The 12,717-nt window shown below is 61.3% G+C and carries 15 protein-coding genes and 2 pseudogenes; 9 read left to right on the forward strand and 8 right to left on the reverse strand.

What is annotated here, in order from left to right:
* Positions 1-46 precede the first annotated feature (46 nt).
* The gene (locus tag MUG98_RS02705) at positions 47-1,450 is read right to left on the reverse strand and encodes a dihydrolipoyl dehydrogenase family protein (protein WP_265110645.1); all 1,404 of its coding nucleotides are present in this window, start codon (positions 1,448-1,450) and stop codon (positions 47-49) included.
* A gap of 57 nt (positions 1,451-1,507) precedes the next feature.
* Positions 1,508-2,101 carry a proteasome assembly chaperone family protein gene (locus MUG98_RS02710; RefSeq protein ID WP_265110646.1) on the reverse strand — a complete coding sequence of 198 codons (594 nt, stop codon included), beginning with the start codon at positions 2,099-2,101 and terminating at the stop codon, positions 1,508-1,510.
* A 34-nt stretch (positions 2,102-2,135) separates the two neighbouring features.
* On the opposite strand from MUG98_RS02710, the gene MUG98_RS02715 reads away from it, so the two are divergent.
* The 3 genes from MUG98_RS02715 to MUG98_RS02725 all read left to right on the forward strand — a co-directional run bounded on the left by MUG98_RS02715 (position 2,136) and on the right by MUG98_RS02725 (position 4,551).
* Positions 2,136-2,561, forward strand: coding sequence for a universal stress protein (locus MUG98_RS02715; RefSeq protein WP_265110647.1), 426 nt, complete (start codon positions 2,136-2,138; stop codon positions 2,559-2,561).
* 324 nt (positions 2,562-2,885) lie between these two features.
* The gene (locus MUG98_RS02720; protein ID WP_265110648.1) at positions 2,886-3,344 is read left to right on the forward strand and encodes a hypothetical protein; all 459 of its coding nucleotides are present in this window, start codon (positions 2,886-2,888) and stop codon (positions 3,342-3,344) included.
* A gap of 553 nt (positions 3,345-3,897) precedes the next feature.
* The gene (locus MUG98_RS02725; protein ID WP_265112569.1) at positions 3,898-4,551 is read left to right on the forward strand and encodes a transcriptional regulator; all 654 of its coding nucleotides are present in this window, start codon (positions 3,898-3,900) and stop codon (positions 4,549-4,551) included.
* Between the two features lie 485 nt (positions 4,552-5,036).
* Here MUG98_RS02725 and MUG98_RS02730 read toward each other — a convergent pair whose 3' ends face one another.
* Both MUG98_RS02730 and MUG98_RS02735 read right to left on the reverse strand, forming a co-directional pair.
* Positions 5,037-5,177 (reverse strand): hypothetical protein, encoded by a 141-nt coding sequence (locus tag MUG98_RS02730; RefSeq protein WP_265110649.1) that lies wholly within the window; start codon positions 5,175-5,177, stop codon positions 5,037-5,039.
* Between the two features lie 177 nt (positions 5,178-5,354).
* Positions 5,355-5,852, reverse strand: a complete 498-nt coding sequence (locus tag MUG98_RS02735; RefSeq protein WP_265110650.1) for a hypothetical protein — start codon at positions 5,850-5,852, stop codon at positions 5,355-5,357.
* A gap of 154 nt (positions 5,853-6,006) precedes the next feature.
* Between MUG98_RS02735 and MUG98_RS02740 the strand changes: the two genes are divergently transcribed.
* The 3 genes and pseudogenes from MUG98_RS02740 (at position 6,007) to MUG98_RS02750 (ending at position 8,744) form a co-directional block, all read left to right on the forward strand.
* A complete protein-coding gene (locus MUG98_RS02740; RefSeq protein ID WP_265110651.1) occupies positions 6,007-6,747 on the forward strand; it encodes an NAD(P)H-hydrate epimerase in 741 nt (246 codons plus the stop codon).
* Positions 6,748-7,449: 702 nt separating this feature from the next.
* Positions 7,450-7,587, forward strand: a complete 138-nt coding sequence (locus MUG98_RS02745; RefSeq protein WP_265110652.1) for a hypothetical protein — start codon at positions 7,450-7,452, stop codon at positions 7,585-7,587.
* A gap of 197 nt (positions 7,588-7,784) precedes the next feature.
* Positions 7,785-8,744, forward strand: a pseudogene (locus tag MUG98_RS02750) (DUF3179 domain-containing protein).
* A gap of 3 nt (positions 8,745-8,747) precedes the next feature.
* Here MUG98_RS02750 and MUG98_RS25330 read toward each other — a convergent pair.
* Positions 8,748-9,013: pseudogene (locus MUG98_RS25330) on the reverse strand (peroxiredoxin family protein); the annotation flags it as partial.
* Positions 9,014-9,134: 121 nt separating this feature from the next.
* On the opposite strand from MUG98_RS25330, the gene MUG98_RS02760 reads away from it, so the two are divergent.
* Both MUG98_RS02760 and MUG98_RS02765 read left to right on the forward strand, forming a co-directional pair.
* Positions 9,135-9,455: a PrgI-related protein gene (locus tag MUG98_RS02760; RefSeq protein WP_265112570.1), complete on the forward strand. Its 321-nt coding sequence runs from the start codon at positions 9,135-9,137 to the stop codon at positions 9,453-9,455.
* Between the two features lie 62 nt (positions 9,456-9,517).
* Positions 9,518-10,915, forward strand: coding sequence for an ATP-binding protein (locus tag MUG98_RS02765; RefSeq protein ID WP_265110655.1), 1,398 nt, complete (start codon positions 9,518-9,520; stop codon positions 10,913-10,915).
* A 116-nt stretch (positions 10,916-11,031) separates the two neighbouring features.
* Here MUG98_RS02765 and MUG98_RS02770 read toward each other — a convergent pair whose 3' ends face one another.
* The 3 genes from MUG98_RS02770 to MUG98_RS02780 all read right to left on the reverse strand — a co-directional run bounded on the left by MUG98_RS02770 (position 11,032) and on the right by MUG98_RS02780 (position 12,278).
* Positions 11,032-11,442: a type II toxin-antitoxin system VapC family toxin gene (locus tag MUG98_RS02770; protein WP_265110656.1), complete on the reverse strand. Its 411-nt coding sequence runs from the start codon at positions 11,440-11,442 to the stop codon at positions 11,032-11,034.
* Positions 11,429-11,656, reverse strand: coding sequence for an antitoxin VapB family protein (locus tag MUG98_RS02775; protein WP_265110657.1), 228 nt, complete (start codon positions 11,654-11,656; stop codon positions 11,429-11,431). The genes MUG98_RS02770 and MUG98_RS02775 overlap by 14 nt, the downstream gene beginning before the upstream one ends.
* 493 nt (positions 11,657-12,149) lie before the next feature.
* Positions 12,150-12,278: a hypothetical protein gene (locus MUG98_RS02780; RefSeq protein ID WP_265110658.1), complete on the reverse strand. Its 129-nt coding sequence runs from the start codon at positions 12,276-12,278 to the stop codon at positions 12,150-12,152.
* 113 nt (positions 12,279-12,391) lie between these two features.
* Here MUG98_RS02780 and MUG98_RS02785 point away from each other — a divergent pair, with 113 nt between their 5' ends.
* Positions 12,392-12,598: a hypothetical protein gene (locus MUG98_RS02785; RefSeq protein WP_265110659.1), complete on the forward strand. Its 207-nt coding sequence runs from the start codon at positions 12,392-12,394 to the stop codon at positions 12,596-12,598.
* The last annotated feature ends 119 nt before the right edge of the window (positions 12,599-12,717 follow it).

Genomic DNA, 12,717 nt, shown 5'->3' on the forward strand with positions numbered 1-12,717 from the left:
GTAAATCCACGCCCGTCCAGGGCAGATTCGGTATCCCCGCGCCGTGTTAGTCCTCGAGTTCGGCGGCGGCGTCCCGGAACAGTCCGTCGAGGATCTCCGGGGTGGTCGGGTGGTACGCGCGGTCGGGGAGCTCCCGAACGTCGAGCCCCAGTTCGACGACGATCTGCATCGTCTTGGCCATCGCGTCGGCGTGATAATGTAGCCCCTGCCAGCCGAGGACCGTTCCGTCCGTTCCGACGACGAGTCGCGCGAGCCCGTCAGCCACGTTCTTCGTCTTGAAGACGCCATCGCTGGTCGTCTCTCTGGTCACTACGAGGTGTTCGATGCCTGCTCCACGGGCCGACTCCGCCGAGTGACCGACGCGAGCGTACGGCAGGACGCCGAGTCCCGAGAACACGACGTGGTGGTGGACGTTCTCGTACGCCGAGAGCGGTTCACCATCGCGGTGGGCGCGGATATTCTCGGCTGCCGTGAACCCCTGTTCTTTGGCGACGTGGAGGATCGGCTCCTTGCCGTTGGCGTCCCCGACGACGAACACCCGATCGTCCGCTCGCGCCTGCATCGTCTCCCGGACCCACCCGGGTTCGGGCGTGAGGTCAGTGTGCTCGAGCCCGAGTCGATCGACCGCGGGCCGGCGCCCGGTGAAGGTGAACAGCTGGTCGGCTTCGATGGCTCGCTCGGTGTCGTCTTCCTCGACGTACATCCGAACGCCGCCATCGTCGGTCGGCTCGACGCGTTTTTCTGCCGTCTCGGTGAGGACGGTGACGTCGAACGCCTCGCGATAGTATTCGAGGAGCGCGTCGCCGAACGGCGGGTCCGCCTCGTCGAGCGGCCGGGAGTCGTGTTCGATCACCGTGAGATCCATCTCGCCGGCCTCCGCGAGATACGGGACCAGTTCCATGCCGATGTAGCCGAACCCCATCACGATTCCCGAGTCGCCGAACGCGGTCGCGTCGAGGACGTCCGCACTCGTCGACACCGGAACGTCCTCGATTCCGGGAAGCGGCGGCACGAAGACGTTCGAGCCGGTCGCAACGACGACGTACTCGGGCTCGAGCGTCCGATCGCCGACCCGGAGCGTTCGATCGTCCACGAACGTTGCGGTCTCTCGGAGCAACGTTACGTTCTCCCGGTCAGCTAGCCGATCGACGGCGGCCCGGCGATGTGCGGCGAAGTCGGTCGTGTGTTCGTTTTTGATCTCCACGACGCGCTCTAGGTCGACGGACGGCAACGGCCCCTCGAGTCGTGGATCGTGGCGAGCCGCGAACCGGTGTTCGGCGGCCGAGAGTACCTCTTTCGACGGCATACAGCCGCGGAGAATACAGAGTCCGCCACCGGGGTCGCCGTCGTCGACGAGCGTCAGCCGAACCGTCGGATCGTCCGCGAGTCGCTGTGCGACGGCCACGCCGGCGCTGCCGTACGCACCGACGATCGCAACGTGCGTTTCCATGCCGAAGAGTGTGTCCAGTGTGGGCTTAATATCCCCGGTGACGCGGGACTCACCTGCTTACTGATACGTGCGGAACGGTTCCGCCTTCGAACTCTCGTCGTTGTCCGGACGGTGCATCTCCTTGGCGAACGTCCGCTTCTCCTGTCGTATCCCTTCGGCGCGTTCGCGGAGCGGACCGACGTCGATATCCACTCCGGCGATCGGAGCGATTGCCCGTTCGATGAGCACGCACGCCGCTTCCGGGTCGGGGAACTGAGACGAAGCGTCCACGATAAAGCCGAGTGACGGCTGTCCTCGAGCCCGGGCAACGTCTAGCAGGGCACCGGTTGGACCGCTCCAGACCCCGGCCTCTGTCGGCGGATCGATCCGCTGTTGGACCAGGATTCGGTCGCCCGTTCCAGTCGCAATTCCGTACACCGAACGCCGCTTGTCCGTGTCTGTCCCGTTTTCTCTGCCGAGACCGCTAACGTACAGCGGGAGCGCGTCGTGCTCGTCGAGAAACCCAGTCAGACAGGTCGCGAAGTCCGAAACGGTCTCCGGTGAATCGCAATCGAGACGTCGAGTATTCGCACGGCAGATACCGTGTCGAACGCGTGAGCGACACCGATATATTTCGAGGGGTGCTAGCTCCCGATGGAGTTCCCGTGTCACACACCGGCGTACTCCAGCGGAACATCGTCACCCCATGCCACGCTCGTTCGTCGAAATAGACGTTCTACTACCGCTCGCGGATCGAGAAGATGCACACACGACCTGCCACGCAGTGCTCCCGTATCTGGAGGGAAAGGACTGCCGCGTACACGTGATTCACGTCGTTCACGGAGAGAAACGGAACGCCGATCGTGACGCCATCGACGAACGCGTCGACGCGGTGTTCGACGTCGCGAGGGAGTGTTTCGACGGAGTCGGGATCCCCGTCTCGACCGACGTCCGGTACGGAAAAAACGTCGGGCAAACGATTCTCGACGCCGCCGACGAGTACTCGGCCGACGCCGTCGTGTTGACTCCGCGCGAGCGATCGATCTGGCGCAGGGTACTCTCACAGAACGTGCTCACAACGCTGGCCAAGAACGTCGACCAGCCGCTGATCGTCATCCCAGCGTCCGACTGACGGTCGCCGTCCGCATCGATCCACCGGCCCCGTGGAACGACGATCGAACGCGAGGCCGGGAACCCACGTACCGTCGATCGATTCCGTCGGACGTCCTCGACGGTTCCGGACGGCGGGGTTCTGGTGGTGACTTCCCGCCCCGGAGCCATTCGTCTCGGTTCTACCCGGGCCTTCGTCTCCCTCTTTTGAGGGCAACTCCCGAAAGACGAGTAGTCTAGCGTTCTCCCTGACGGGATACTGACAACCGAGCTAGATCTGGGAACTCAAACAATGATAGACCAATTCGGTGTCGTCACACTGGTCGGCTGACTCGTCTTAGCCGGCGTGATCACCGCCAGCGGTGCAGTCCTCCCCGAGGACGATCAGACGGTCGTCTACACGCTGGACGACGAACGATGTGATGTGAGCGAACACCTGAACGAGACGGTCGATTACACGAACGATCTCGAAGAAAGCGAGAGCGAGAGTGAAAGCGGCCGAGACAGAAACGACAACGATCATCGCGAGAGCGAGCGTGATCGCGACGTCAGCGAGCGCGACAGCCAGCGTGACCTGAACGAGAGCGAACGCGACAGTCGACACGACAGGGACTACGATCGCGACGGAAGCGAGTCCGAAGTGAACGCGACGAAAGCGAGCGCGCACACGATCTCGAGACCCGTGATCGCGCTCGGAGCGACAGCGACTCCGAGAGCGAGAGCGAACGCACCCAGAACGAACACGAACAGACGGACCGCGAGCAGACCACTGACTCCGATTGCCAGACGATCTCCGAGCGGTTGATCGTCACGGGCGACACCCCCGAAGAACTCGAGCGCAAAGGGATCCTCGTCGAAAACGAGGACGGAACCTTCGACGTCGACGTGAGCAAACTCGAGGACGAATCGTAGATACCCGAGTCACGGTTCGACACTTCATTTTTGTGCCACGCGAGGGATTTCGATCGTCACAGCCGATCGTGACGTTCCGGTGTTCCAGTCGATACCCGCATGCGTAGCCTGGTATCACAGATCGGCTGAGAGGCCGACCGTCTTATTGCGTCTGGGCTAAGAAGCCGATCGTCTTCTGTGCAGCGACGACGCACAACCGGGACAGGGATTCACGTTCGAGAACCGTGGATCCAGTCGTGGGCCGAAATCGTTTCCGGATCTCTCCGGTCGTGATCCGTACTCGGCCCTCGTCGATAGCTGTCTCTCGTCTTGGAGGCCGAGATTTCGAAATTCGAGACCCTGGTCCACGTGCTGAACGATCGAATCGGTTCCACCGCGAATCTCACGAGTGCCGGTACTGATCCCGGACGCCGGTGAGTTGCAGGCAACCAACCAAACGTACATCGATGACTACTGATAACCCGAACGAAGACGAGCTGGTCGAAGAATTCGAGTCGCGGAGTTCACGGGCGAACGAACGGAGCATCGAGGACGAGTTCTACGGAATCTACGAGTGTGAGACGTGTCCGAATATTTGCCTCACGGTTCGTGATCCGCCAGAGTCGATGTCGTGTCACGGCGAGTCGATGCGTCGGGTGACGACGTGTTCGATCGACGTCCAGACGCCCGAGTTGGAGTCCGTGCTGTTGGAAGCGTTCGGATTACCGAAGTCCGGAATCGACATCTGCATGTGCGTCATCGACCAGCGCGCGGCGTCGGCATCACAGGTGGCCGACCAACTCGGCTACGATCGGAGTACAGTGACTCGATACCTGAACAAACGGGTTGAGGTCGGCATGCTGGGACGCCGTCAACTCAACCGCGAGGACGGTGGCGTCGTCAACGTCTATACGGGGTTACCGATAGAGGACGTGAAGCGGGAAACGATCGTCGGCTTCTACGTCTGGGCCGGCGAAGCGGCGAAACTGATCGAGGCAGCAAATCTACAGAAAGAGGAACAACTCGACGAACGATCGAATACCGAAGACGACGGAGAAGGGATGCTTATCTGGGAGCGGTTGAAAGAATCGATGCGGTCCCCGTTCGAGGAGTCGGAGTAACGGAAGTCGGTCTCGCACGGCACACGACGCGAGTTCGGACACTCGATCCTCGAACAGTATCCGGGCGGGTTCCCGAATCTACTGGCGATAGGGCGTCGCCCGTTCGTCTGTCGCTGGGCCCCAGCGGTCGGTTGAATGACGATGGCAGGCCGTTCTTGGCAGAGCGATCGTTGCTGGAGTTCCTTCTGCGCGTCTTCGATCAGTCGGTCCAGCAGCGCAGGCGGGGTGTATCCACGAGATCAAACGAGTTCGTAGAGGGCAAGCAAGATCCCTCGACGTGCGCACCGAGTTCGACACGGGTTGCCATCTCGCCAGCAGACGCCTGAGCCGTGTTCACTTTTCGTTAGAAGGTGAACACCTGGTCAGCGTCTTCGACTTCCTCGAGACTGCTGGTGCACCGTTCGTGCACGATCGTGACTTCCATCTCGACACGATTCCAGTCGACTCCCATCCACTCGAGACGTCTCAAGAGAGGGGAGGTGCCGTTACACGCGAGCGGATGCGAATTCGTCGACTCGTTCGAGAAGATCGTCGACGGTGGGGCGATCGGCCGGGTGTGTTCCACGATGGACGTATTCGATCGTCGGCCCCTCGCGGGTCGCGTCGACGATGACGGCCTCGAGCATCCGACCGACCACGTCGTGGAACGACCCGACGGCACCGAATCTGACGGGCGATCGTACCGCTCGCTCGTCGTCTTCGATTCGTCGGCCAGAAGTGGAAACGGGAGTTCACACTGATCGTTCCACTGCCGTGTTCGCTCGATCGCTTCGCAAAAAGCGTCACGGACGGCGGAAGAACCGCTAGTTCCGAGCGACCAGCGCGTACGCCAGCGCGACGGGGACGGCGTAGACGACGTGCCCGACGAGGCTCACGAACGTGTCCGGAATCGCGACGTTCGGGAACGGCGGCGCCATAGGAAAGCCGACGATCGACAGCCAGATCGGCATCACGAGGACGGCCAGCCCGACGGTCGTCAGCACGCCGTAGCCGATCCCGAGGCCGATCGCGGGGCCGATCCGCGTCGCCGGTTCGTGAAGCGGTCCGAACTGGACGAGCGCGACGTACGCCAGCCCGAGGACGACGCCGTGGAACTGGTGGATCGCCCACCCGGCGAGCAAGGCCGGTCCTTCGATGCCGTACATCGCTGGGATCGCCATCTCGAGCATCGGTGCTGGAATCACGTACTGCATGATCAGCCCGAAGAAGACGCTGCCGACGAAGCCGCCGATCGCGCCTGCAGCCCAGTCGGTGGACGTAGCGGTACTAATCGATGTCGTCGTTCGTGTGTCAGTAGCCATGGTGTGGGTACCTTCTGTAACCTCGTATGCGTCCAGCCGGTATAGTTGTAAGCTAAGCTAGAAGTAATGCGATAACCTCGTAGTAACACCGTCCCGTGGCGACGATCGTTGGTCCTGTCCGAAGGTTGTTCACCCGCGTCACCGTATGGCACGTATGGATCCCGGCGCGTTTCGGACACCGACTGGCCTCGACGTGACTGGAGTTACCGCCGAGGAGATGCGTGACGTCGATCGGGTCGCCGTCGAAGAGTACGGCTTGTCCCTGCTCCAGATGATGGAGCAGGCCGGTCGTGGACTCGCCCGCGAGGCACTGGACCTCGTCCAGGAGCAACCGGTCGTCGTCCTCGCCGGCGGGGGTGGTAACGGCGGTGGCGGCCTCGCGTGCGCCCGTCATCTCGCCAATCGAGAGATCCCGGTTACCGTGGTCCTCGATCGACAGCCGGCGGAATTGGAGGGCGTCGTCGCGAGCCAGTACCATCTGCTCGATCGCATGGAGGAATCGATCCGGACCGACGTCTCTGCCGTCGATACGCCGGGTCTCGTCGTCGACGCGCTCGTCGGATACGGTCTCGAGGGGCCACTCCGTGGCTCGCCTCGAGAACTCGTCCGATGGGCCGAGGACGCGGCGACCACGGTGCTGTCGCTGGACGTTCCATCCGGTATCGATGCAACGACGGGAGAAGAGCCCGGTGACGCGATCCATCCCGCACGAACGTTCACGCTCGCCCTTCCGAAAACGGGACTGCGCGAGACGCCGTCGGAACTCATTCTCGGCGACATTAGCGTCCCGGTCGCCGTCTACGAGACGATCGGCATCCCGTACACGCCACCGTTCGGTCACGAGTTTTCCGTCAGCCTCGACGCGACGAAATCCCCGCCCGGCACCCGTCGATAACACGATCGGGTCGATTCTTCGCTTCCCTGCGACCTCCCTCGACTACTGTTAATACCGGGTGGCCGTGAAGGATCTTCGAGAGTAATCACACGGACTCGTCTCAGCGATCGATTATGACAGAACGTCCGACAGACAGCACTCGAACACGATCGACGCAACTCCAGCACCGATGACGAAACCCGATCCCGATGCCGTGCCCCCTACTGAGACCCGAACCCGACGATCGTTCCTCGCAGTGACCGGTGCACTTGGCGCGACACTCCTCGGCATACCGGCGAGTGCAACCGCACGACTCGTAGATGCGAATCGTATTTCGGTCGACGAGGCTGTGGGATACGCTCGTGGTCGAGTGAACCGATTCGCCGATGACGCAGTTGGATCGAACGCGGGAACGACGGATGAGGCCGTGAACGCTGTCGCTGCGTTCGGCACTGCCAACAGCGATTCCATCGTCGAATATCTGACCGAACACGTTCCGATCACGATCGATAAACGCGAATACGCCGCCTGGCAGGTCGGGTTTCTCGACGGCGAGACGCGAACGACCAGGTACCTCGTCACGGACGTGGTCGACGATCGAGATCGCTCGATCGAATTCACCGAAATCGAACCACCGGCGATCGATCACGCGGTTACACGTCACAACGAACAGGCCTCTTCGAGGACGCACCGTCACTCGTCGAAACGTTCCACGAGGAGTACGTGACGACCGGAACGGTCCCGGACCAGCGCGTGGCGGCGGAGTTCGCCGGCCGCTATGGGATCGAGTCGGTCTGTACCGTCGACGGAACGCGTGCGGACGACGTTCCATGTTCAACTGCCGTTCTCGAGAGTCGGTGATGGAGCGACCGTCGATACCTGCAGCGTCCTGGAACGTACCAAGAGGGATACTCGTCGACAGAGGTATCGTTTCTTTGTTGTGCCACGGTAATCAGCAGACGTCGGTACGCGAACCAGAACGTTGGTAGGTTACCTGCTCCTCACTGGATCGGTCGAGCGACGGGAGTATTATCAAATCCCACTCCGTCGGTGGACGCATGAACGTTCGTCAGGTGGTGCCGAAAGACGCGATCCCGAGCATCGACAGCCCCGCGTTCGGAACGGCGTACTTCGGTGACGGCGACGACGACGTCATCGTCGTCGAGACGACGCCGGTGAAGGCGTATCCGGTTCGCATCCTCGATTATCACGAGATCGTCAACGACCTGCTTGAGCACGACGACGAGACGGTTCCGATCGCGGTGACGTGGTGCCCGCTCTGTGGCAGCGGGATCGTCTACGACCGAACGATCGACGGTCGACGGCTGGAATTCGGCGTCAGCGGAAAGTTAGCCGACGACGATCTGGTGATGTACGATCGCGAAACCGGGTCGGAGTGGAAACAATCCACCGGCGAGTGTATCGCCGGCGCGTTCGACGGGCGACGGCTGACGGTCCGGCCGGCCGCGATGATGACCTGGGAAGCGTTCCGCGACCGCCATCCGGACGGCCTCGTTCTACAACCCCTCGAGGACGCCCGCAGTGAGGCCGCGAGCGACGACGACGCACCCGAACCGATCGCGTACGACGACCGCCCGTACGCGAGCTACTTCGATAGTGACGGCTTCGGGATGGCCGCACACCGTGGAACGGACGAGACGCGATCCTGGGATCGGGGGGATCTGGAGCCGAAAACCGTCGTTCTGGGGCTCGAGTTCGACGACGAGGCGGTTGGCTTTCCGCTACCCTGGGTCCGCGACGCTGGCGGCGTCGTGACCGAGACGATCGCCGGAATCGACGTCGTCGTGTTCGCGACGGACGACGGAATTCACGCGTTCGAAAACCCTGGATACGAGTTCGAGTCGGCGGCTGACGGCCGGTTTCGTGGCGATTCGACCACCTAGAACGGCACGACGGGGGAAGCAGCCGACGGACGACAACTGGCGCGACTGCCGGCGCGGCGACTCTTCGCGTTCGCCTGGCAGGACGATCACGGCCCGGACGCGTTCTTCGGATGAGAGTCACTCGGTCCGGAGTTCGTCTAGCTCCGCCAGCAACTCGTCGATCTCGGGCCGATCGAACGTCGATCGCCCCCTGTGAGTCGCGGCGATCTCCGGCTCTTCGCCCCGGCGATCGACGATGACGACTGCGGGCATCCGGCCGAAAAATCGCTGAGATCACCGAGAATGCCGAACCGAACCGGCTGGTCGTAGGCGTCACCGACCGCGGCGTCGGGGTCCGCGAGGAGTGGATACGGAAGCTCGTATCGGGACTGCCACGCTTCGACGCATGAACCGTCGGCTTCACGGATGGGGTTTCGCCAAGATGCACGCTCATATTCGCTACAAGGCGGCTGAAAAGGAGATTCTACTAGTGCCACAAAAAGCGGTGCAGTTGACCGACGAATCATGGACGAACTGGGCGAGGAGAGTCGAATTCCGTTGCTCAACATTGAGGAAGGCGACGTCTACGTCCTTCTCGGATTTCCGATCGCTGGGCTCCTCATCGGCGGATTCGGTGGTCTCGACGGAGCGATCTTCCCGTCCGTTCTCCTGGGTACCGTCGCGGGTGTAACGATCGTTTACGCGACACCGAGTCATCTTCCAGCGTCGTCGTGGGTACCGCGGTTCAATGGCCCGATATCCTCCTTGACGGCGTCGTACGTCTCGCGATCGAGTCCCAATAGCCCGGTACTACCTCAGTGGGCAATTCCAAATAGCCAATTTTGAATTAGTCTATTCCGAAATAGGCTATTCGGAAGTATTATTCCCCACTGGGATAACGTAAGTATATGGAGCGCTTTGTGAACCGGGAAGACGAACTCTCGCGTTTACGGGGGTGTTACAGATCCGACGCCGCCGAGATGGTTGTTATCTTCGGCCGGCGTCGTCTTGGAAAAACACAACTCGTCCAGCACTCTCTTTCCGACCGAGACGACGCCGTCGTCTACCAGGCCACGGAAACTACATCACAAATACAACTCGACGAATTCGTTACTGTCGCTGCCGACACGTTTCCCGGAATTACGGAAATAAAACAGAACTGGGAAGCCCTCTTGGGGTATCTCGGCGAGCAAGACGGTATCGTCGTCCTCGACGAATTTCCGTACCTCATCGACGCCGACGAGAGTCTTCCGTCGGTCATCCAGCGGTTGTGGGACCAGCGATTACGGAGTACCTCAGGAACGTTCGTTCTGGTTGGATCGTCAATCAGCATGATGGAAGAAGCGACTCTTTTAGGGAACAGTCCTCTGTACGGACGGTTCACGGAAAAACTTGATCTCCGTCCCCTCAACTTCTCTGCTGCACAGGAGTTCCTCCCGGACGGCTACTCTCCCGAAGAGCGGATTTTCATGTGGGGTATCTTTGGCGGCGTCCCGTACTACCTCGACGGCGTCGATCTCAACCAGAACCTCGGGTCAGTTCTCACCCAGGAAGTGCTCTCCCAAAAGGGGTACCTCCACAACGAACCAGAGTACGTTCTCCGGACCGAGCTCACGGACCCGAATCGGTACTTTGCGATCCTCACAGCGATTGCTGCGGGGAAGACGACATCGAACGAAATCGCCCAAGCGGTGGGAATCGACGGAAAGCAAATCTCGACGTACACCCAGAAGTTAGAACGATTGCGTCTCATCGAGCGTGAGGTCCCTCTCACCGAAGAGAAAGCGAAGTCACGCCGCGGACGCTATCGGATATTGGATCCCCTATTCCGCTTCTGCTTCCGCTTCGTCTACGGCAACGAAGATCGGTACGAACGACTGGGCGAGGACGCCTACGAGGCAGTCATCGAACCAGAGCTTCCAGACTTCGTCAGTCAGGAATTCGAGAATCTCTGTCAGGATGCTCTTCCTAACCTGTATCCAGAAGCGACGTTCCTCGATATCGGCCGCTGGTGGTACAAAGAACACGAGGTTGATGTCGTCGGCTTCACCACAGATGGGACGATGGTCGTGGGAGAGTGTAAGTTCACGAACGCGCCGCTCGACTACAGTGCGCTCGCCTCGCTCGAAAACCATGCTGCAGAGATCCGCTGGACTCCAAATACTGGCAACATCGACACGGAATACGCGTTGTTCACACGCAGTGGTGCCACACAATCCGTACAAGAAGCTGTGGCCGAGCGTGATGACTTACAACTATTCGAATTGAGTGACGTTACCAACGCGTCCGGGAACACCATCTATTGACAGGCGGCGAGGTCGTACACGATGTCGATGCCCTCCCACCGCTCGCGGGATTCAAGGTGCTGTCCGAAGAGATTGAATACGCTGATTCTGGCTGCGTCCACGTCCGTGGGCGGATTTCAAAAGGTCGTCCAATCGACGACAGTGACGTCGTCCATCCGATCGAAGTGGTCCACGTTCGCAGTGAGCACCGAGAGCTGTTCGACCATTGCCGTCGCCCCGATGTAGACGTCATGGAGATCATGAAGTGGCGTGCCTGGCTGTTGTAACTCGCTGATGATGTCGGCGGCAGCGGTCGCGACCGCGCGATCGACCTCGAGGATTTCGAACCGTGCGAGGAGCCGTTCGAGATCCTCGAGTGCGTCCTGCCGTGTCGCACTGTCCGTGTATCGCTTGTTTACGCCGAGGCGCAGTTCGGTGACTGTGACCGTACTGATCGCGTGGCGTCCCTCATCGTCAAGCCTGGCGACCCGATCGGCGACCCCGCCGCGGTCGATATCGACGAGCACCGACGTATCACAGAGTTTCATCGTCGAGGTCCTCGAGCGCACCGCGACTCAACTGTCCGACATCTTCCTTGACGGCGTCGTACGTCTCGCGATCGAGTACGCCCACGCCCGTGACGTCGGCGAGTTGGCGACGCTCTTCGAGGTGGTCTCTAATGACGTCGCTGAAACTGCGATCTCCCTTCTCGCGTTTGAGTTCGCGATAAACGTCGTCGGAGATCGCGATGTTCTTGCTCATATAGTATGTATGGGTACTCATACGCAAAAGCGTTTCGTGGAGCTTGTCGATCCAGCAGGATACGAGCGACGATACCAGCGAGTAGTGGTTACGGATTCGTGACGCGATCACTCGGCCAGGCGGTGATCTCCGGGAGGCCGCCGACGATCGCCGCGATGAGGAGCACCGGTGAGAGCAATGCCACCACTAGTGCGACGAGATGTGGGAGGCGTGTCTGTGCGACTCCGGTCCGTGTGCGCAACTGGGCTGCGCCCGTAAATACCAGCGCCGAGGAAGTACAGGATCGCAGCGGCGATGCTCGCGTCAGTGCGTGCCCGGACGAACGGTCGATCGAGCGTGTAGTGGATGGCGAAGAGATCGGCCCACGGGGAGTTGTGGATCGCGTACAGCTGAGTCTCGTAGCCCGGGACGATGTGGTGGATGTCGGGCGTGAGCCCCCAGAGGCCGCCAGCGGCGACGAGCCACAGCGGCCACCACGGCGAGAGCCGCGGGATCAGGACTCGATCGGGGTCCGCTCGTCCCGCTCGATCGCGTCGATCGCGGCGTCGACGTCCGCCTGGGTCGCCTCCGGGAGGTCCGCATCGGACCCGTCCGTCTCTACCGCTCGGTCGTTTGCCGTCATCCCCGCTTGAGTCGTTATTGTATCTGAGATATATGTTTTGTGGCCAACACCATCCCGATTGTGCAGCGTCACCCCACTAGAGCCGGCGTCACGGGGCGTGTCGGCGAACCACGGTGGCCGACGAACGACGGCTCGCATCGGCGTGCGGTGATCGGTTCGCGTGGCGCGGCGAACCGGCAATGGAGGTGTCGCCGCAGTCGCCCGGCAACGTGGCGTTGGACGACCGGGAAACACGCACTGTGGGTCCCGTTGAACGCGTTCGTACGGCAGACACACTCTGGCTCGTGGGGCTCGCCGTCGTCGGCCTGGTCGCCCTCTGAGTCCTCCTCGAACTGGTCGCGATCGCCGTTGAGTTCGTCTCGTGGGTCGTGACCACCGACGTCTCGCTGGCGGTGCTCGCGCTCGCGTTGTCCGTCGGCTATCTCGTGCTCTCGGCGGT

Source organism: Halosolutus halophilus, assembly GCF_022869805.1.
GTDB lineage: Archaea > Halobacteriota > Halobacteria > Halobacteriales > Natrialbaceae > Halosolutus > Halosolutus halophilus.